The organism is Spiroplasma chrysopicola DF-1 (assembly GCF_000400935.1).
GTDB classification, from domain to species: Bacteria; Bacillota_I; Bacilli_A; order Mycoplasmatales; family Mycoplasmataceae; genus Spiroplasma; species Spiroplasma chrysopicola.
In genome coordinates this window covers 179,946-201,227 of the sequence record NC_021280.1, presented here as the reverse complement: position 1 = coordinate 201,227, position 21,282 = coordinate 179,946, and the positions used below count along the sequence as shown (strand labels likewise).

Below are 21,282 nucleotides of genomic sequence, written 5' to 3'. Positions count from 1 at the left end.
ATTATTTTTATACATCTTTGATATTACTATTTGTCAGTTAATGAACTTAATTTATCACGCAATGGTTGAAATCCTGACCCAGTTTCTTGAATCTGATTGTTGTTCTTTTTCAACAATTCTGGACGACAACTCTTATAACTTAACTTTACTTGTTTTTTATTTGGATCAAAGTCAAGAACTTCAACTTCTACAGAATCTCCAATATTTACAAAATCTTTAATGTCACGTACAAAAAAGTCTGAAAATTCACTAATGTGGATTAATCCTGAAGCGTTCTGTAATTCACAGAATGCTCCAAAAGGAGTAATGTTAGTTATTTTTGCAGTAACCATTTGTCCTTTATCATACATAGTACTTATCCCCTTTCTAAACTAACCCCATTATATAATTAAAACAATGAAAATAATTTTCATAAAGATAAAATATTTTCTTAAATAATTTTAATTCGATATAATCCGTTTTGGTCTGTTTCTTCGTTTTGATCTTCTTCACCAGAACTATTCTTTGGTTCTTGATACGAATCAGTATATTCACAATTAGGATAATTCGTACAAGCTTTAAAACGCTGGTGGCGTTTATTAAACTTCAAAATAATTTCCCCAGTTCCGCAAGCAGGACATTGCCCAAATTTTGGTCCGGTTTGATGAATATAACGACATTTTGGAAAGCCTGAACAAGCAATAAATTTACCATATTTACCATAACGATAAACTAAATCAAGGCCACAATTAGGGCAGTCAATTCCTGCCTTTTCAATTGGAATTTCTTCCATTAATTCCATTGCCGCTTCAATTCGTGGTTCAAAGCGCTCCCAAAACTCTTTTAATAATGGTTTTGGCTCTAACTTTCCATTTGAAATAACATCTAATGATTCTTCAATTGAAGAAGTATAACTTTCATTAATAATGTCATTAAAGAACTCTTGTAGTTTATCACTAGTTAAAATCCCTTTTTCAGTTGCTTTAATGCTTTTATTTTCAACAATAATATAACCACGTTCTTTTAATGTCCGCATAATTGGTGCATAAGTTGAGGGGCGACCAACCCCAATTTCTTCTAACAATTTAATCAGTTTTGCTTCCGAATAACGACTTGGGGGTTTTGTAAAATGACGAAGACCGTATAAATCATCCAGTTCAATTGTTTGATCAACTTTTAAATTTGGTAATTTAATAATTTCATCGTCACTTTCATCATCAAACACATAACATTTTAAAAACCCGCTAAAAGCAACAGTACTTCCCGTCATTTTAAATTCATATGCATTATTTGTTAGGAAAATTGTTTTCCCAATTAATTTCGCACTTGCCATTAAACTAGCTAAACTACGAGCATAAATAATTTTATATAACCGTAATTGATCACGTGTTAAATAATCTTTTGCTTGTTCCGGAGTCATTGTTAAATCAGTTGGGCGAATTGCTTCATGGGCATCTTGAATATTTTTCTTTTTTGCACTAGTTTTTACTTCACCAAGATATTCTTTGCCATAATTAATGCTAATATAATCAAATGCATCTTGGGTAAATTTATCACTTAAACGAATTGAATCTGTTCGCGGGTAAGTAATAAACCCAGTAATATTATCATTAACTTTAATTCCTTCATATAATTGTTGAGCAATTAAGGACGTTTTATTTGAAACAAATCCCAATTTACTGCTAGCTTCTTGTAGCATTGTTGAAGTTGTATGGGGATTTGGTGATTTTCGCTGGCGTTCTTGTTCTTTAATTTCAGTCACAATGAATTGGTTAGTAATTTCTGTTTTAATTTTTAAAATTTCAGCTTCTGTTTTTAACTCTAGTTTTTGATTATTATATTTACTTAATTTAACGGTCGCTTTTTTATATGTTCCTTCAATAGTTCAGTATTCTTCCGGAATAAAACTTTGTCATTCTTTTTCCCGTTCAACAACTAATTTCAACGCAACAGATTGGACACGACCTGCTGATTTTGATCTAATCTTTTTTTGTAATAATTTACTTAACCGAAAACCAATAAAACGATCTAAAATTCGGCGTGCTTCTTGTGATTTTACTAAATTCATATCAATTTCTGTTTGGTTTTCAAATGCTGTTAAAACAGCATCTTTGGTAATCTCATTAAATCGTACTCGCTTTGATTTTTCTTGACAACCTAATACTTCATTTAAATGATAAGCAATTGCTTCCCCTTCACGATCAGGGTCAGTTGCCAGAACAACTAATTGTGCTGTTTTAGCTAACCCTTTTAGTTGCTTAACAAGTTCTTTTTTATTACGTTCCATCTTATATTTTGGTTCAAAAGTATTAATATCAACTCCTAAACCAAAATCACCAGTTGTTGCTAAGTTTCTAATATGGCCTTCCGATGATAAAACAATAAAACCCTCGCCTAAATATTTTTGAACAGCTTTAGTTTTAGTTGGTGATTCCATAATTACTAATGTGTTTGACATGTCCTTGTCTCCTTGTTAATTTATCCATTACCTAAATATCATTACATATTATACCGAATAATTAAAAAAACAATCATAATTTGATTGTTTTTTATTTAAATATTGTCTTAAATCATTCTTCAAATAGGTCATGCACGCTAGGAACTGTAAAATATAAGATTGTCCCCAAAGCACATAACATAATTAGAACTCCTAAAATACCTAGAAAGACATATAAGACAATCCGTTTTTTTGTTTTATGCGAAGTATTGACATATTCAACATCATCCGCACTAATTTTTTTGCTTTTTTTACCAATATTATAAAAATTATCAAATAATTTATTATATTGTTTTTCCGTTATGCCAAATCTTTCCATTACTTCAAACTGACTAATCTTTTGTTCGCCATATTCATCAAACATTTTTTGATAAATTTCACTAGCTGAGATTTTCCCCAATGCCGTTTTTAGTTCATAATCCTGATATGTTGGTTCAGCTGGGGTTGAGTCAAGGACTTGGCCTTGTAGACCAGATAAATCAATAAAATCACTTTCAAATTCATTTAGGTCATTACTATTAGTAAAATCAGAAATATCGGTTAAAAAATCTGGATTAGTAATTAAATTATCATTTTCATCGATATTAAAGTCATTTTCCATATCACTTAAATCTAAGAAATTAAAATTATTTTTTGGATCCACCTCTGATGTTCTACTATTATTTGAAATCACTGGTTCAGTTAAACCTGGATTAGCAATTACACTATTAATTGGTGAAGTTTCTTGACGGATAGAAGGATTTAAATCAGCTGCTAATTTTTGTTCTTTTCCTTCTGCTACTGGTTCTTTAACTCTAACTGGTGGTAATAAATCATTGGTTAACGTTGACGCCGTTTTGAAACGCGCTAATGAAGTTTTAACATTAGTTTGTAATTTTTGATAATCACGATCATGGCGACTATGACGGTCACGATTAATAAATTCATCTAAAATATCAGAAATATGGACAGCTCAATTATATTCTTCTTCAACATTAAGTGGTTTTTGTAAATTACGTTGCCCATCAAGGCTAAAGTTTAAATCTTTCCCCCGATGATCAAAATAACTTGCCCCGGCTAATGAATTATTATATGGTGGATATACTGGTTGTTGAATAATTGGTTGAATTACTGGCATTATTTGTGGTGGTAAATGTTGTTGGGGATAATATTGCATTGGTATTTGGTATGGATATCCCATATTCATCATTGGCGAATTTTGGGGAATTGAATAACCAACTAACGGATTATTTTGGGCTCCTGGTTGAGGATAAGAATAACCGGTTTGAGGAGGATATGGATAATATGAAAAATGCTGCATTTGATTATGATGCATGCGACAGTTATTATCACATTGATGTTTGTAATGCTGTGGATAATTGCTCTTCATTAATATTTCACCCGTACTTTGTATTTTACCCATATATTATAACATAAAAAACGCCAAAATAAAAACGGGAATACCCGTTTTTGGCTAGAGTAGACTCTAAGGTCTAATCTCTACTTTCATTATATAATATTATTTAAAAAATTAAAGTCTTTTTAACTAATTATTAACGAAATTTTTTGTTAGATTTACCAGATTTTCCACCACTTTTTCAATTACCAGGAGCATTCTTTTTAAAGTTAGAATGTCATCCACGGTTAGCTGAACGATTGGGGCTGTGGAATTTTTCTTGTGGCAACATTGATAAATCAAGATTATATAATTCAGTTTCTTTTCTTTGGTATTTTTCAATACTTTTTAAATGTAAGAAATCTTTTCTTGTACTAATAATTGAAATCGCAACTCCTTCGGCCCCAGCACGAGCTGTTCGTCCGATACGGTGCGTATAGACTTCTTGTTCTAACGGTAAATCATAGTTATAAACATAGTCAATTCCTTCAACATCAATTCCACGAGCAGCAACATCGGTTGCAATTAAAACTTTAACGTTTCCTGCGCGGAATTCGCGCATTGCCCGAACACGTTCTCCTTGTGTTTTATCACCATTAATAACTGTATTTTTAATTCCTTGTTCTAACAATAATTTTGACAATTGATTTGTCATTATTTTTGTATTAGCAAAGATAATACTTAATTGTGGATTAGTTGTTTTAATTAAATTAATAAAAGCATCACTTTTATTGTATCCTTGCGCATTAACATAATATTGTTTAATATTATTTTGTTCACGATCTTGGTGACTAATTTTAATTTGCACTGGTTCTTTTTGATATTTATCAACAATTTCTAAGACCCCTTTTGGCATTGTTGCTGAAAATAATAGTGTTTGATGTTCATTTGGAATATTGCTAAAAACTTGGTCAATATCCTTTTTGAATCCCATTTTTAACATTTCATCGGCTTCATCTAAAATAATTGTTTTAATATTGTTTAATCTTAGAGTACGACGGTTTAAGTGGTCAATAACTCGCCCTGGTGTTCCCACGACAATATTACATTTTTTTAACCCATAAATTTGGTTGGCCATGTTTGACCCTCCACAAATTAATGTTGCATTAACTCCTTGTAAGAATTGGGAAAACTTACGAATTTGGTTAAGTACTTGAATTGCCAACTCACGAGTTGGACATAAAATAATAGCCTGCGGACGTTTAAATTCTAATTGTAAATTACTTAAAATTGGTAATAAAAAAGCGGCAGTTTTACCAGTTCCAGTATGACTTTTTCCTAATAAATCTTTATTATCAAAAATCACTGGAATTGATTTAGCTTGAATTTCAGTTGGATTGGTATATCCTTCTTTTTCGATTGCACGAAGCAATTCTGGTTTTAAATTTAATTGATTAAATTCCATTTTTTCTCCTTTATATAATATTGTAGAGAGAAAATAAAATCTGCGATATTATAAAAAACTTCTTCCTTAATAATTTCTGGTCTAAAACTCCCGACAACTTTTATAATCATATACTATTTACTTAAAAAGTCAAACAAAATAATTTTAACCTTATTCCAACATTATTTAACAAAATAAAAAAGGAATTACTTCCTTTTTCTTATAATTTAATTGTTGTTCCAGCTTTACCAGCAATCGCATCTTTTGCTTGCGCTAAATCAGCAATAATTGCTGTTTTATCTTTTCCCAGTTGGGCAAAACGCATTGCAGCCTGGACTTTTGGCAACATACTACCTGGAGCAAATTGATGTTGGCTAATATACTCATTTGCTTGGGCAATTGTCAAATGATCTAACATTTTTTGCTCTGGTTTACCATAATTAATTGCAACTTGGGGAACAGCTGTTAAGATCATTAAATAATCGGCTTTAACAACTTCTGCTAACTTTGCACTAGCAAAATCCTTATCAATTACCGCTGGGACACCATGTAAACCGTCGGGTGAGTTAATCACTGGGATTCCGCCCCCTCCGACAGTAATAACAATATGACCAGCAGCAATTAAATCTTCAATAATTTGTTTTTCAACAATTTTTAAAGGTTGGGGTGAAGCAATTACACGTCGTCATCCTCGTCCCGCATCTTCTTTAACGGTAAAATTATTTTTTGCCGCTAGCGCTTTGGCCTCTTGTTCGGAATAAAAAGCCCCAATTGGTTTAGTTGGATTTTGGAAAGCAGGATCTTTTGGATCAACTTCCACTTGTGTCACAACTGTGACAACATTTTTTTTAATTTGACGTTTTGTTAATTCGTTTAGGATTGCATTTTGCAAATGGAAACCAATATATGCTTGTGACATTGCCCCACATTCAGGAAATGGCATTAACGGGATTTTATTATTAACTTTTGCTGCTTCTTCAAAGGCATTGTTAATCATCCCAACTTGTGGCCCATTCCCATGGGCAATAATTAATTCTTGGCCACTAGCAATAATATCAACCATTGCTTTAGCAGTTTCTTTAACGATTTCTTGTTGTTCAAGAGGAGAATTCCCTAAGGCATTCCCTCCTAAGGCAACGACAATTCGAGCCATAATATTAAGTCCTTTCTCTCGTTATTAACTAATAATTAGAATCAAACTCCACCATTTGAAATTGGTAATAATGATCCTGTTGCTAATAAAATAACTGCTAAGCCAACAATTCCAATAATCACTGGTCAAGCGGCTTTTAAGAATTTATCATATGAGACTTTTGAAATTGACAATGCCGCCATTAAGATCGCACTTGTTGGTGAAACTAAATTAATAATTCCGTTCGCAAATGAGAACGCGGTAATTGTACCTGACGCTAATCCAGTTGTAACACTATTAGCAACTGGTCCTAAAATTGGGAAAACAGCGGTTGCAAATCCTGATGTTGATGGGATAACAAACGAAATAATCAAGAAGAAGAGGAAGGCAACAATAATAAATCCAGTTGTTCCTAAACCTGACATTGGTGATGATAGTCCATTAACTAATTTTGTTTGCATTCCGGTATTTTGCATAATATAACCAATTCCGGCTGCAAAAGCAATAATTAAACAAACTGATAAAATATCAGCTGATCCACGAACAAAGCCATTAACTAATTTTTCTTCCCCTTTTCAATCAAATGCTGCAATTACAATTGAAGCAATAAAGAATAAAGCGGCAATTTCTAAGAAATATCAATTCCCAATTGGGGCATAGAAATTAGCAATTCATGGTGCATGTTCACTGACTCATTTTGTCATTGATTCAAAAGCACTGACGCCAAATTGGCTTCAAGCAATTAATGAGAAAATCATTAAAATAAAGGTAATGGTAAATAACCCCATAATTGCTTTACGTTTTTTTGTATACTCTGGTAAGTTTTCAGCAATCGCAAATTCTCCTTCATAAAAGTCTTTACGACTAAATAATGGTGATTTTGTTGGGTCACGACGAACACGCAAAGCATATCACATGACAAAACTAACACCTCCAGCAGTAAGTAATACTCAAGAAATAATTCTTCAAACAATTCCAGTTGAAGAAGTTAATCCTTCAACTCCGGCATTATCAACGGCAATTTGCACAACAAAGGGGTTTAAAGTTGAACCAATAACTCCTAATCCTGCTCCTAATAAAATTGTCATAATTGCAGTTAGAACATCAAATCCGGCTGCTAATAAAACTGGAATAATAACAGGATACAGGGCAATAGTTTCTTCACCCATTCCGTAAACTGTTCCTCCAATTGAAAATAACACCATAATAATTGGAATTATTCAAACTTCGCGCCCTTTCATTTTCGCAACTAAACGACCAATTCCAGCATCAAGGGCTTTTGATTCAATAACGATTCCTAAAAAGCCTCCTAATACTAAAATAAAGACAATGACATCGACTTTATCACGAAAACCATACATTGGTGCTAAGAATAAGTCAAAAATCCCAGCGGCTCCACCTTTATGGATTTCATTATTACTATCTGTTCATGCTCCAGTTGTCCCAGGAATTCATGAAATTATAATAATTAACAAAGTTATTCCTAATAAAATTGTAAAGGCGGTTGGTAATTTAAACTTAAACTTCTTTTTATTTTTTGGTTTTAAGTCACTCATAATTAATATTTTTCTCCTTTCTATTAATTAATCGTAATATTAGTATACATTATTATCCGCGAACTGTTGCTAACATTACAGCTTTAATTGTATGTAAGCGATTTTCCGCTTCTTCAAAAACATGTGAATAATGTGAATTAAAAACTTCATCAGTTACTTCTAATTCCCCAGTTCCCCCAAATTGTTTAATAACATCTTTGGCAGTATCGGTTTTATCATCGTGAAAACTTGGTAAACAATGTAAGAATATAACATCTTCTTTCCCTTGTTTAATTTTATCCATTGTTACTTGATATGGCGTTAAATCTTTAATTCGTTGTCCTCAAACTGCAGGATCTTCTCCCATTGATACTCAAACATCCGTTGCAATTGCATCAGCGTCAATTGCAGCTCTTTTTGGGTCATCAGTCATAACAATTGATCCCCCATTTTCCTTGGCAATTGTTTGACATTCTTTTAATAATTTTTCATTTGGTCATAAGTCTTTTGGAGCACACCCAACAAAATGCATTCCTAATTTGGCACAAACTACCATATAACTATTAGCCATATTAAAACGTGAATCCCCAAAGTAAACAAATTTTAATCCTTTAACATTACGAATGCCTTTTGCTTCTTGGATTGTCATAATATCAGCTAACATTTGAGTTGGGTGAAATTCATCAGTTAAACCATTTCAAACAGGTACCCCTGAATATTTTGCTAAATCTTCAACATCAGCTTGTTTATATCCACGGAATTGAATCCCATCAAACATACGACCTAAAACTTTTGCTGTATCTTCGATTGATTCTTTTTTCCCCATTTGGCTACCACTTGGTCCTAAATAAACTGGGTGCATTCCCAAATCAAAGGCTCCGACTTCAAAAGCACAACGAGTTCTTGTTGAATCTTTTTGAAATAATAACGCCACTGATTTTCCTGCTAATGGTTTTTGTTCAACTCCGGCATATTTTGCCTCTTTTAATTGTTTCGATAAATCTAATAAATAATAAATTTCTCTTGGGGTAAAGTCTAATAATTTTAAAAAGCTTCTTCCTTTTAAATTAACTGCCATTTTCTAAATCTCCTTGTTTTTCATTCTTTTAAATATTTTCTCGCCAGATTGGCATTGACATACAACGAGGTCCTCCACGACCACGTGATAATTCTGATGAAGCAATTTCATGTACTTTTACTCCTGCTTTTTTCAAAATTTCTACGGTAATGTGATTACGTGAATATGCAATAACTTCTCCTGGTTTAATTGTTAAAACATTTGTTCCATCATTTCATTGTTCTCTTGCTTGGGCAATTGGGTCATCCCCACCACATTTTAAGAACTGAACTGGCTTTCCAACTTGTTCTGATAAATAGTCTTCTAATTTTTTATCAATTTTATTCATTCCTGTTTTTGTAATTTCAAAAATTTGGAACTCATTGATGTTTTCAAAAATTAAAGGGTGAGCAATAAATTTATCATAATCAATGTTAGTAAAAACAGTATCTAAATGCATAAAGGCACGGTTTTTTGTTTTTAAATCTAAGGCAATAACTTTTTCATATGAAATTGAACTATCAGCAATGATTCTTTCTGCAACTTTTTTAATTGCTTCTAATTCTGTTCGTTGTGAAACTCCAATAATTAGGGCTTTTTCATTTAGAACTAAAATGTCTCCCCCTTCAATACTATGTTTTTCTTCACGATCATATCAAAATTTTACTTGATCTTTAAAACGTGAATGATGTTTTAAAACAAGATCAATAAATAAAGTTTCCCGTCTTCTTGTTACGGTAAACATATGGTTAATTGTTGCCCCATTTCCAATTGATGCAAACGGGTCACGTTGGAATAAAATATTTGGAAGGGGATCAACAACTAATGGATAACCATCTTTTACTGGTACTCCTAGCTCATGTTTTGTTACCCCAGCAATCATTTTATTTACTAAGTCCTTGTTAGATAATTTCTGTAAATATTTTTTTAATTCTTCTAAATATTCCTTATTTGCTCCAGATTCTGCTAAGAATTTTGTTAATAATTCTTCACGTAAATGTGGATGTTCTGTAATAGTTTCTTCAGTCAACTTTTCAATATATAATACCTCAACACCATTATCTTTTAGCGTTTTTGCAAAAGCATCATGTTCTTGTTGCGCAACCACCAAATCAGGGGTGTCATCAAATAATAATCTTTCTAAAAGATCAGGAGACAAATTAGCCAACTCATCACCTGGACGGTGTAATAATACTGTTTTTAAATTTCCTATTTCCGAATATACATTAATAGCGTATTTACCTGCCATAAATACATTCCTCCTTCTAAAACTACCACTAATGCTAAGCTAATATACCTAAATGCTTTAGTTGGTACACAATAAATATTTAAAGAATAAAATTAGGCATATTAAAAAGTAAATTACATACGTAATTGTTTCACATCTTCAATTTTATCTTATAATTTGCCTAACTGTAAGTACAAGTTAGTTTGCTAATACTACGGTTTTATCCTTCTAGTTTTAGAATACTCCTTTTTATTTATATTTGCAATAATTTTTTAAAAAATTCCGAAAATAAAAGGAAAATTAAATAAAATTTTCCTTTTATTGTTTATCTGAATTGATAATATTAGTTGCAGTTAGAATTGACATTAATAAGTCATGTAAGCATTGAATAATTTGAACTAACGGCAAGACACGATTACGATATTCGGTTGTTTTTTCAACAATTTCATTACGTTTTTCAACAGTTAATTTTAAAACAAAATCATGGTAAGCCTTCATTTCTCCGGTAATTTTTTCTTTATTAAATTCCGGTAATTTTACTTTCCCTGCCTTATAATCTTGTTCAATTTTATCAAGATTTGCTAGTTGGGCGTTTAATTTTTCTGTTTCTTTTTCTTCTGAAAAATTAGCTAAACTGATGTTTCGTTGTAAAAATAATCCTAATTGATTAATTAAATTTCAAATTTCTAATGCATCCGTTGATTTATTAATATCTTCAAGACACTTATCAACTGAAGGATCTAAGCCTTTAATGCTTCCATCATACATTTTAACCAACTCCGCCACTTCTAACTTCATCATTGTGACAAATAATTGGTTTAAATCAACTGGACTTGATTTTTTGGCACTTTCCATAAAATCATTTAAAAAGCGTGGTAATGGAATTACCGCATTAAAGAATTTACTTACTTCAATTAAAGTATTTATTTTCTTTTGCTCAACTTGTTCAGGATTTTTGTCATTAAAATAGTCTTTTCTTAACTCATCAAACAAATTTTTAATTTCACTCTTTGTATAATTAAATAATTCTTCAAATCCCTCTTTTTTTGCAATTTCTCCTAAAAAGGCATCAACACGTGGGTCTTTTGCCACATTATTGCTGTTATAATTTGTTTTAAAAGCATCTAAATACTTTGTTAAATATTCTAACATTCCTTTTTCAACATCAGTTCAAAAATTATTTTCTGCCATTATATTAAAATCCTTTCATCTTGTTATGATTTAATTTTACCGTAATTTTAAGATTTAATTAATTAAATTGCGGTTATTTAATTCTTTTTTTAAAATAATCAAATTATTAATTCTAATAATAATACTAATTAAGAAAAAGAGCATAATTGCTAGGGTTACTAAATATAGGATATAATATTCGGGATGACGAAAATCTTGGAAAAAATATGGCACATAATAATTAATACCTTCCGTAAAAGCCCATAGCTGGTTATCAAGGGGTAATATTAGTAAGACTGCTTGGCGAATAGCAATTAAAATAGTATATAAAAGTGGATGTAAATAAAATTTATATAAAGTATGGCGATAAAAATTTTTGGCATTAACAGTTTGTTTTTCAACAAATAGCGCATAATAGATGATAAAAAGAATTGGACATAATCAGTGCTGGACAATTGTAAAAAATCAATATAATCCTAAATGGCCATTTTTTGGAACAAAATTTACCTTAGTAATAACCCCAACAATGATACTAACAGTAAAAAAAAGCATTGTTAAAATTGCAGCAAATAAGACATATAGCATAAACCCATAACTATCAGCTAATTTAACCTTAATTTTTGGTAAAAAAGCCAGTAAATTAATTAAGCCAAATAAAAGAATAACAACATCGGTTTGAACACTTCATCAACTAATAAAATAAAAGAAATAATTCGCTACATTTAACTTATAAGTCAAAACATAATATAAAAATGAAGATAATAAAACAGCAAATTCTAAACCACAGAATAATATTAAAAATGAGAATTTAGCTTTTTGTTTCATTGTCTTCATCACCTATACTTTTATGATACATATTATATAAAATATTTTTACTAATATCATATTTATTTGCAATAATATCAATTGCTTGTTTAATACGATAATTGTTATTTTTAATTAAAAAATCAATTTCCTGGATCAACTGTAAATCCGCTGGGCTATCTTTATTGGCTTCCAAATCATAGCCAGCCACAACAATAACATATTCCCCTTGTTCAATATTTGCCTCTTTTGGCAAAAATGCTAATAATTCTGCAATTGTCCCGCGATAAAATTGCTCATGAATTTTCGTTAATTCTTTGACAACACAACACAAACGATTGCCTCATTGTTGATGAATCGATTCTAAAGTTGCTAATAAACGGTGTGGACTTTCATAAAAAATAGTTGTGTATGGTAATTCTCGCAAACTAGCTAATTGTTCTTTTTTCTTTGCTCCTTGAGCGGCTAAAAAACCATAAAACAAAAAATGCGTTGGATTTAACCCCGAAGCAACTAAAGCATTTAAAGCGGCATTAGCTCCTGAAAGTGGCACAATATTACAATTCTGGGCAGCAATTAAACTATTAATAATATAATAACCCGGATCACTAATTAAAGGATAGCCTGCATCACTAACAATTGCAATTGAAAGATTATTAGTTAAATCCCCAACAATCTTTGCATATCGTTCTTTTTCATTATCTTTATTTAATGAAACTAATTCCTTATGAATCCCAAAATGGTTTAAGAGTTTAAGGGTATTACGAGTATCTTCACAATAAATTTTTGCCACTTGATGCATTAACACATCAACAGCACGGGGTGTCATTTCTCCCAAGTTACCAATTGGGGTTGCAACTAAATAAACGGTTGGTAATTCACTTTTAAAACTATATTGTTTAACATTATTTGCCATTATATTCACTCATTAGCTTTTCAAAACTAATATTTTGTTCAAGATACTTTCCCACCAATTCGGTTGTTTTAACTAAAACTTCAGTTTCTAAAGTTACTAACTCTTGGGGTGAAAACTTTCCAAGAACTCAATTGTGCATGGCAATTAACTTATTATTACCAATCCCAATTTTAATACGGCAAAAGTGTTCTGTTCCCAACTTATTAATTAAATCTTTAATCCCATTATGACCAGCACTTGATCCTGTTGGTCGTAATTTAATTTTGCCAAATTCAATATCTTTGTCATCATAAATAATTAATAAATCACTAGCTGAGATCTTGAAAAAATGCTGCATTGCCCCAACACTTTTACCACTTAAATTCATATAAGTTTGGGGTTGGAGAAAAAATACTTTTTCACCATTAATTTTAGTTTCCCAATATATCCCATCAAATCCCTGTTTTGGACCTTGGGCTTGGTACTTTGCCACTAATTTATCAACCGCTAAAAAGCCGACATTATGACGCGTTAGTTGATATTCTCCTCCTGGGTTTCCTAATCCTACAATTAATTTCATCTTTTCATCCTTATCCTAATACACGTTGATAAATTTTATCAAGATTTCGTAAGAAGTATTTAATATCAAACAATTCTTCTAGTTTTGCCAGCGGATAATATTTTTCAACCCCAGTTGTAATTAAGACTGTTTTAAAGTCTTGCTGTTCTGCTTGCGCTAATAAAGTACATTTTTGAATAAAATCATAAATTTCTTCGCGTGAATAATTTGTTTCTTTAATAATTGCCGATAAAATAACTTGACTAAAATAAATTCCGCGGGCTTGAGCAATATTATTAGCAATTCGTGATTCATTAACAACAATATTAGTAATAACATTTATCATCCGTTTTACTGTATAAACAACTAAATGATAAGTATCAGGAATAATAATTCGCTCATTACTACTATGAGAAATATCTCGTTCATGTCATAATAAATTATTTTCAAAAGTAACTTGCATATTACTACGAATTAAACGAGCTAAACCACAAATATTTTCAGAACTAATTGGATTTTTTTTATGGGGCATTGAAGATGAACCTTTTTGATGTTTACCAAACCCTTCTGCTAATTCCCCAACTTCTGTGCGTTGAAAATGACGAAACTCAATTGCCATTTTTTCTAATAAACTAGCAATTTGACCAAAAGCCGTAAATAAACTAACATGACGATCACGAGAAGTAACTTGGGTAGTAATTGGATCACTGTGCATTCCTAATTTTTTTGCCACAAATTCTTCGACAGCAGGTTCAATATGGGCAAAGTTCCCAACAGAACCAGAAATTTTAACAACTTCAACATTTCTAGCTCCTTGTTTAAAATGTTGTAAACAACGTTGTAATTCCTCATACCATAATAAAAACTTTAATCCCAATGATGTTGGTTCGGCAAACATCCCGTGGGTACGGCCCATAATTAATTGTTGGCGATATTGTTTGGCTTTAATTTTTAAAATATTGCTTAACTGTTGTAATTGTTCTAAGACAATTAAATTTGATTGCATCATTAAATAGTTTTGGCTTGTATCAACAATATCTGTTGAAGTTAAACCAAAATGGATTCAGCGTTTTTCTGCTCCTAATGATTCTGATAACATGCGAGTAAAAGCAACAACATCATGCTTTGTTTCTTCTTCTAAGGCTAACATCCGTGGTAAATCCACTTTTAAGTTACTTTGCATTTTGGCAATATCACTAGCTGGGATTACCCCCAGCGCAGCTCACCCTTCACAAACAAGAAATTCAATTTTTGCTCAAATCGCATACTTATAATCATCATTTCAAATGGCGCTAATTTCTGGAACTTGATAACGTTCAATCATTAAAAAATCTCCTTATCTAATAAAATTGTTTGTTTACGATCGGGACCAACTGAAAATAAACTAATTGGAACACCAACAATTTCTGCTAATTTATTTAAATATTGCTGAGCATTAAGTGGCAATTGGGCAAATGAAGTAACATTAGTAATATCTTCCTTTCACCCACGCATTGTAATTCAAATTGGTTCACATTTTTCATATTCTTTAATCGTACTTGGAATATAATCAATTGTTTGACCATTGTATTGATAACCAACACAAATTTTAATCTCTTCAATCGTTGTTAAAACATCTAATAACATAATTGCCATACTTGTATAACCACTAGTGCGTAACGAATGTTTCATTAAGACAGCATCAAATCATCCAATTCTTCGAGGACGTCCAGAAACTGTCCCATATTCTTTTCCAACTTCACGGATGTAATCAGCGGTTTGATCAAAAATTTCCGAAGGAAAAGCTCCTGTTCCAACACGAGTATTATAAGCTTTTACTATCCCAACTACATTATTAATATAGCGGGGAGCAATCCCAACTCCGGTTGGGATTGCTGCAGCCGAAGGATTTGATGATGTGACAAAAGGATATGTCCCATGATCTAAATCTAACATCACTCCTTGGGCTCCTTCAAATAAAACTTTTTTTTCAGCTTTAATTGCATTATCAACTAAAAATGATGTATCTGTAACCAATTCTTTAATTTCAGCAAATAGCCCTAAATATTCATCATAAATTTCTTGGGCTGAAAATGTTTCAGCACCAAAGATTTTTGTTAATACTTCATTTTTAAACTTTAAATTACGTTCTAACTGCATATAAAAATTTTGCGGATCAAATAAATCTCCAACACGAATGCCAATTCGTTCGGCTTTGTCTTGATAACATGGGCCAATCCCCTTTTTTGTCGTCCCAATTTTTTGATCTTGACGATATTCTTCTTGTAGTTCATCAATTTTCATATGATATGGAAAAATTAAATGAGCACGATTACTAATTCGTAAATTTTGACAATTAATGCCATGTTCTTTTAAATAATTAATTTCAGTAATTAATTTTCGTAAATTAATTACACATCCTGTCGCAATTACATTAATTGAATTTTGATTAAAAATTCCTGATGGAACTAAACTTAACTTATATTTTACCCCATCAATAACTATTGTATGACCAGCATTATCTCCACCAGCTCAGCGAACTACAAAGTCAGCTTTTTGGGCAAAATAATCAGTAATTTTTCCCTTTCCTTCATCTCCTCACTGACTTCCAACAACCGCTAAGGTTGAATATTTTTCTCCACTCATTTGATTTCCTCCTCTAATTATTTTTTTCAACTATTTTAATAATATTACAAATCCATGTAAAAAGATATTTTTATCAGCGATAAATAAAAAAAATTCATAAATTATGAATTTTGATTTTTTGTAATCGTCGCTTTAATGAAACCATTAAATAAAGGATTTGGTTTATTTGGTCGTGAAGTAAATTCAGGATGATACTGTGAAGCGATAAAGAATGGATGGTCTTTTAATTCAATAATTTCAACCAAGTTTTCTTTTTCATAAATTCCACTAAAAATCATCCCCGCTGCTTCTAATTGTTGACGATATTTATTATTAAATTCATAGCGATGACGATGGCGTTCTAAAACTTCAGTTTGTTGATAAAGTTCGGCCGCTAAAGTACCTGGTTGCAAGGTTGCTTTATAATTTCCTAATCGTAATGTTCCCCCAAGGGCATCTTCTTTTGCTTTTCCTTCAATAATATCAATTAACGGATTATTTGTTGCTTTTAACTCTGAACTATTAGCATCACTAATTCCACAAACATTACGAGCATATTCAACAACAGCCGCTTGCATTCCAAAACAAATTCCTAAAAAGGGGATTTTATGTTCACGGGCATACTGAACAGCAAGAATTTTGCCTTCAAAACCACGTTCACCAAAACCACCAGGAACTAAAATTGCCATTGCATCTTTTAATAAGGTTTCAACATTTTCTGGGGTAACATCATCAGCTTTAATTCAGTCAATTTTAATTCTTACCCCATTTTCAAAACCAGCAATCCGTAATGATTCACTAACCGATAGATAAGCATCTGGTAATTCAATGTATTTTCCAACTAATTTAATCGTAATTTGTTTTGCTGAACAATCAATTTTACTTAAAAAGTTTTCTCACGATGTCATATCTGTTTTTGTAATATTTAAATTTAACAAATCACTGACAACATGTTGGGCATTTTGTTCATATAATTTTAATGGTACATCATAAATTGTTTTGGCATCCGCTGCCACCAAGACATGTTTACTACTAATATTACAGAATAAAGCAATTTTATCAATTACGCTGTCTTCTAAGTAATGTTCAGTTCGTGCCACAACAATATCAGGTTGAATCCCTAACGACAATAATTCACGCACTGAATGCTGCGTTGGTTTTGTTTTTGCCTCTTGTGAAGCAGCAATATATGGTACCAATGAAACGTGCATAAAAATAACATTTTTACCACCTTGTTCCATTTTTACTTGGCGAATCGCCTCAATAAATGGTAGGGATTCAATATCACCAACTGTGCCCCCAATTTCAGTAATAATCACATCAGCTCCTGATTTTTCTGCCGCTGAATAAACTTTATTCTTAATTTCATTAGTAATGTGCGGAACAACTTGGACAGTTTGTCCTTCATAATAACCATGACGTTCTTTTTCAATCACGCTTTTATAAATTAACCCCGATGTAATATTTGAATCACGAGTTAAATTTTCATCAATAAAACGTTCATAATGTCCCAAATCTAAGTCCGTTTCAGCCCCATCAACTGTCACATAAACTTCACCATGCTGATATGGGCTCATCGTTCCCGGGTCAACATTTAAATATGGGTCAAATTTTTGCATAAACACTTTTAGGCCACTAGCTTTCAACAAGACTCCTAGTGACGAAGCAGTTATTCCTTTTCCTAACCCTGAAACAACTCCCCCAGTTACAAATATATATTTTGCCATTATCTATATCCTACCTTCTTAAAATATTAATAAAATTTAAATTAGTTTTATTAAAATTTTAATTATTTTCTTCCATTTCTTTTTCCAAAGCTTTTCAATCAATTTCTTCAGTAATTCCTAATTTAGCTGCAACAGTCTCATCATCGTCATCAACTGAGTAATCTGTTTCCCCTAAATCATCAACATCAATTTCAACAAAATCTTCTGTTTCATCATCATTGTTATCTTCAACATCCTCATCAAACTCTAAGCTGTCAATTAGATCTTCTTCATCTTCAAATTCTTCATCTAAATCAATATCTTCAAATTCTTCGGTTGTTTCAAATTGATCAGTATAATCATATTGTTTTTTAATATCATCATATTTAATAAGTTCACGTAATGCTCACATTCCTTCACTTGTTAAAACAAAACGATTATCTAAGACTAAATCGGTATATAGTTCAGCAATAATGTCTTCTTTACTATTTCCGTGGACTGTAATATCGCTTTGTGAAGCAATTACATTTCAAATATTTTCAAATGTATCACTTTGTTCTGAATTTTTTAAATAATCATATACTAAATCTAATAATTCTATATTATCGTTCATTAATTTTTCCCCTTTATTATTAATAATCTTTCTATTTTAATACTGCTCCAATTGTAAAAAAATATTTTTTATCATTAACCATTGATTTAGTTGAATCAATAATCTCTGATACTTCATCTAACATCTTTATCCCATTTTTTGTCGCAATATAAATCGGCTTTACTGTGCTATTATATAATTTCACTGATTTTAAATCATAGGAAACCATAAAGTAATTATAATAGGTTTTGTATTTTTTTTTCAATTTTTTTGCAATTTCTTCTTGATTTATTTTTTCCTCATCAACTAAGCGGAAAAAATTCCTTGTTGTTAGCATTGTAGCTAAATCTTTTAAAATTTCATCATCTTCTGTTACTAATTTTTTCAAAGCTGTAAATAAACTATAATCATCTAAGTCTCAATAAGTCTCAACATCTAGCATTTCGCCCGCTAATAAAGGTTTTAAAAGCGCAATTATCTCTTGATTTTTAAAACAATAATTTGTTTGTTGTAAATCATATAAACGTTGAAATAATTGTCGAAAAGTTAAATCAAATCCTAAACTAATTGGATGTAAATAAATTTGTTGATACATATGATAGCGACCAATTAAATATGATTCAATCGCATACAAAACTTTTTCTGGAAAAACTAGCTTATTTTCCATAATTGTCACATTACGAATAATTCATTGCCAATCTAAATGGCCATAAGCAACCCCACTTGTCATCGCATCACGTAATAAGTAATCCATTCGATCAGCATCAATTTGTGATGATACTAATGATGATAAAATTGGGTCTTGATGATTTCCTTCAATCATTTCACATAATTCTTTAATTTCAGAAGGATTTAAATACTTTTGTAAAATTTGATTAACTTCTGTAGTTGACGAACTAATAATTAATGATGAATAATTTTCATGGGAAATCTTTGTTTTTGTAACTATCCCGATTTGCTCAAAAGTATGGGAAAAAGGGCCATGACCAATGTCATGCATTAACCCCGCCAATTTAACTAGTAATTGTTGGCGTTCATCATATTTTTCAGAAAATGGTTTGGTCTGTAAAAATTTGGAAATTAAATAATAGACTCCTAAACAATGTGAAAAACGGGTATGCGAAGCACTAGGAAACACAAATTGCCCGCCCGCCAATTGATTAATCCGACGCAAACGCTGAAATTCTTTACTATTAATTAAATCAATTGCTACTTGTTCTTTAATTGTCATATCCCCATGAACACTATCACGAATTATTAGCGGTGGTTTAGACATCTTTACTAATTAAGTTATTAATATTGTTAATAACTTGTTCTTTCCCAATTAAATAAATAACTTTTGCTAATTCTGGTCCGTGTTCTTGATATGAGGTAAAAATTCGAATTGGCATAAATAAATCTTTCCCTTTTAACTGATTTTTTTGGCCACATTCAATAATTAAAGTTTTAATTGCCATTTCATTTCAATCAGTAATTTGATTTAAATCATCGCGAAAACTGTTTAATCACTGGCGATCACCTGGTAAAGATTTTAACATTGCTAGAGTTTCTGAATTTAAACTTGTTGACGCGACAAAAAATGGTTGTGCTAATTGGACAATTTCTTGACCATATTGTAATTCTTTTTTAAAGATTAACATCAACATTTCTAACCATCCTTCGCTTTTATTAGTTAAATCATAAACTGTTGCTAAAAATGGTCGCACAAAGGCTAAATAATCTTCATCCGCCATTTTTTTCAGGTATAAACTGTTTATTCATGTTAGCTTTTTAACGTCAAACATACTTGGTGATTTACTAAAACGTTCTTCATCAAAAATTTTAATTAACTCTGCTTTTGTAAAAATTTCTTCTTCCCCTTTTGGTGATCATCCTAATAAAGCAATAAAATTAAAAATTGCTTCTGGTAAATACCCTAAGTCACGATATTGACTAATAAATTGCATTAAGTGCCCATCACGTTTTGACAATTTTTTATGTTGTTCATTAACAATTAAGGTTAAATGACCAAAAATTGGTGGGGTTACTCCTAACACATCATAAATCATTAATTGGCGAGGGGTATTTGAAATATGTTCTTCCCCACGAATAACATGGGTAATTTCCATTAAATAATCATCAACCGCAACAGCAAAATTATAAGTTGGGATTCCTGATGATTTTAAAATAATTCAATCTCCTAAGTCTTTTGCTTCAAAAGAAACAGCCCCACGAACCATATCATTAAATTGATATGTTTGATCTTCGGGAACATGAAAACGAATACTTTTTGGTGTCCCTAAAGCTAATTGTTCAGCCACTTCTGCCGGAGATAAATGATAGCATTTTAAATCATATGTTGGAGCAACATTACCATTGGTAATTTGTTCTTCGCGCGATTTTTCTAACACTTCTGAAGAACAAAAACAATAATATGCTTTTTTTGTCGCTAAAAATTGCTCAGCATATTTTTGATAAATATCTAGCCGTTCTAATTGGCGATAAGGGCCATATTCCCCCGGCTTATCGATTGTTTCATCTGGTTCAATTCCTAATCAACGTAAATTATCTAACTGTGATGCTTCCGCACCATCAACGTTTCGTTCCGTATCGGTATCTTCAATTCGTAAAATAAAATCACCATCATAATGTTTAGCTAATAAATAATTGAATAATGCTGTCCGTGTATTTCCAATATGTAAATAACCGGTTGGACTTGGCGCATAACGTAATCTAACTTTGTTTCCCATTTCTTTCATTCCTTACTGTTAACATTTATCTTTTCT

General features: G+C 31.3%; 18 protein-coding genes. All 18 read right to left on the bottom strand.

Translation table 4 applies throughout. The features are described from left to right. Positions 1 to 26: 26 nt before the first annotated feature. On the bottom strand, positions 27 to 350 hold the full coding sequence (locus SCHRY_RS00895) for a S1 RNA-binding domain-containing protein (RefSeq protein ID WP_016338589.1): 324 nt from the start codon (positions 348 to 350) through the stop codon (positions 27 to 29). An 80-nt stretch (positions 351 to 430) separates the two neighbouring features. Beyond that, positions 431 to 2,437, bottom strand: a complete 2,007-nt coding sequence (gene topA / locus SCHRY_RS00890) for a type I DNA topoisomerase (protein WP_016338588.1) — start codon at positions 2,435 to 2,437, stop codon at positions 431 to 433. 91 nt (positions 2,438 to 2,528) lie between these two features. Then, complete coding sequence (locus tag SCHRY_RS00885) at positions 2,529 to 3,845, bottom strand: hypothetical protein (protein ID WP_236607996.1); 1,317 nt, start codon at positions 3,843 to 3,845, stop codon at positions 2,529 to 2,531. A gap of 163 nt (positions 3,846 to 4,008) precedes the next feature. Beyond that, complete coding sequence (locus SCHRY_RS00880) at positions 4,009 to 5,256, bottom strand: DEAD/DEAH box helicase (RefSeq protein WP_016338586.1); 1,248 nt, start codon at positions 5,254 to 5,256, stop codon at positions 4,009 to 4,011. Positions 5,257 to 5,455: 199 nt separating this feature from the next. Next, positions 5,456 to 6,388: a carbamate kinase gene (gene arcC, locus SCHRY_RS00875; protein ID WP_016338585.1), complete on the bottom strand. Its 933-nt coding sequence runs from the start codon at positions 6,386 to 6,388 to the stop codon at positions 5,456 to 5,458. 35 nt (positions 6,389 to 6,423) lie between these two features. Beyond that, complete coding sequence (locus SCHRY_RS00870) at positions 6,424 to 7,923, bottom strand: YfcC family protein (protein WP_016338584.1); 1,500 nt, start codon at positions 7,921 to 7,923, stop codon at positions 6,424 to 6,426. A gap of 52 nt (positions 7,924 to 7,975) precedes the next feature. Further along, positions 7,976 to 8,980 carry an ornithine carbamoyltransferase gene (gene argF / locus SCHRY_RS00865; RefSeq protein ID WP_016338583.1) on the bottom strand — a complete coding sequence of 335 codons (1,005 nt, stop codon included), beginning with the start codon at positions 8,978 to 8,980 and terminating at the stop codon, positions 7,976 to 7,978. Positions 8,981 to 9,008: 28 nt separating this feature from the next. Then, the gene (locus SCHRY_RS00860) at positions 9,009 to 10,208 is read right to left on the bottom strand and encodes an arginine deiminase (RefSeq protein WP_016338582.1); all 1,200 of its coding nucleotides are present in this window, start codon (positions 10,206 to 10,208) and stop codon (positions 9,009 to 9,011) included. A gap of 297 nt (positions 10,209 to 10,505) precedes the next feature. Further along, complete coding sequence (locus SCHRY_RS00855; RefSeq protein ID WP_016338581.1) at positions 10,506 to 11,378, bottom strand: hypothetical protein; 873 nt, start codon at positions 11,376 to 11,378, stop codon at positions 10,506 to 10,508. A 54-nt stretch (positions 11,379 to 11,432) separates the two neighbouring features. Continuing rightward, positions 11,433 to 12,182: a hypothetical protein gene (locus SCHRY_RS00850; RefSeq protein WP_016338580.1), complete on the bottom strand. Its 750-nt coding sequence runs from the start codon at positions 12,180 to 12,182 to the stop codon at positions 11,433 to 11,435. After that, on the bottom strand, positions 12,166 to 13,077 hold the full coding sequence (gene rsmI / locus SCHRY_RS00845) for a 16S rRNA (cytidine(1402)-2'-O)-methyltransferase (RefSeq protein ID WP_016338579.1): 912 nt from the start codon (positions 13,075 to 13,077) through the stop codon (positions 12,166 to 12,168). Before rsmI ends, SCHRY_RS00850 begins: the two co-directional genes overlap by 17 nt. Continuing rightward, positions 13,067 to 13,636, bottom strand: coding sequence for an aminoacyl-tRNA hydrolase (gene pth / locus SCHRY_RS00840; protein ID WP_016338578.1), 570 nt, complete (start codon positions 13,634 to 13,636; stop codon positions 13,067 to 13,069). Before pth ends, rsmI begins: the two co-directional genes overlap by 11 nt. Before the next feature lie 10 nt (positions 13,637 to 13,646). Continuing rightward, a complete protein-coding gene (purB, locus tag SCHRY_RS00835) occupies positions 13,647 to 14,939 on the bottom strand; it encodes an adenylosuccinate lyase (RefSeq protein ID WP_016338577.1) in 1,293 nt (430 codons plus the stop codon). Beyond that, positions 14,939 to 16,240, bottom strand: coding sequence for an adenylosuccinate synthase (locus tag SCHRY_RS00830; protein WP_016338576.1), 1,302 nt, complete (start codon positions 16,238 to 16,240; stop codon positions 14,939 to 14,941). The genes purB and SCHRY_RS00830 overlap by 1 nt, the downstream gene beginning before the upstream one ends. A 101-nt stretch (positions 16,241 to 16,341) precedes the next feature. Continuing rightward, positions 16,342 to 17,946 carry a CTP synthase gene (locus SCHRY_RS00825; RefSeq protein WP_016338575.1) on the bottom strand — a complete coding sequence of 535 codons (1,605 nt, stop codon included), beginning with the start codon at positions 17,944 to 17,946 and terminating at the stop codon, positions 16,342 to 16,344. A gap of 58 nt (positions 17,947 to 18,004) precedes the next feature. Further along, complete coding sequence (gene rpoE / locus SCHRY_RS00820) at positions 18,005 to 18,538, bottom strand: DNA-directed RNA polymerase subunit delta (protein WP_016338574.1); 534 nt, start codon at positions 18,536 to 18,538, stop codon at positions 18,005 to 18,007. 31 nt (positions 18,539 to 18,569) lie between these two features. After that, entirely contained in the window at positions 18,570 to 19,793 is a 1,224-nt protein-coding gene (locus SCHRY_RS00815; protein ID WP_016338573.1) for an HD domain-containing protein, read from the bottom strand. Further along, the gene (gltX, locus tag SCHRY_RS00810; RefSeq protein WP_016338572.1) at positions 19,786 to 21,246 is read right to left on the bottom strand and encodes a glutamate--tRNA ligase; all 1,461 of its coding nucleotides are present in this window, start codon (positions 21,244 to 21,246) and stop codon (positions 19,786 to 19,788) included. Before gltX ends, SCHRY_RS00815 begins: the two co-directional genes overlap by 8 nt. Positions 21,247 to 21,282: the final 36 nt, after the last annotated feature.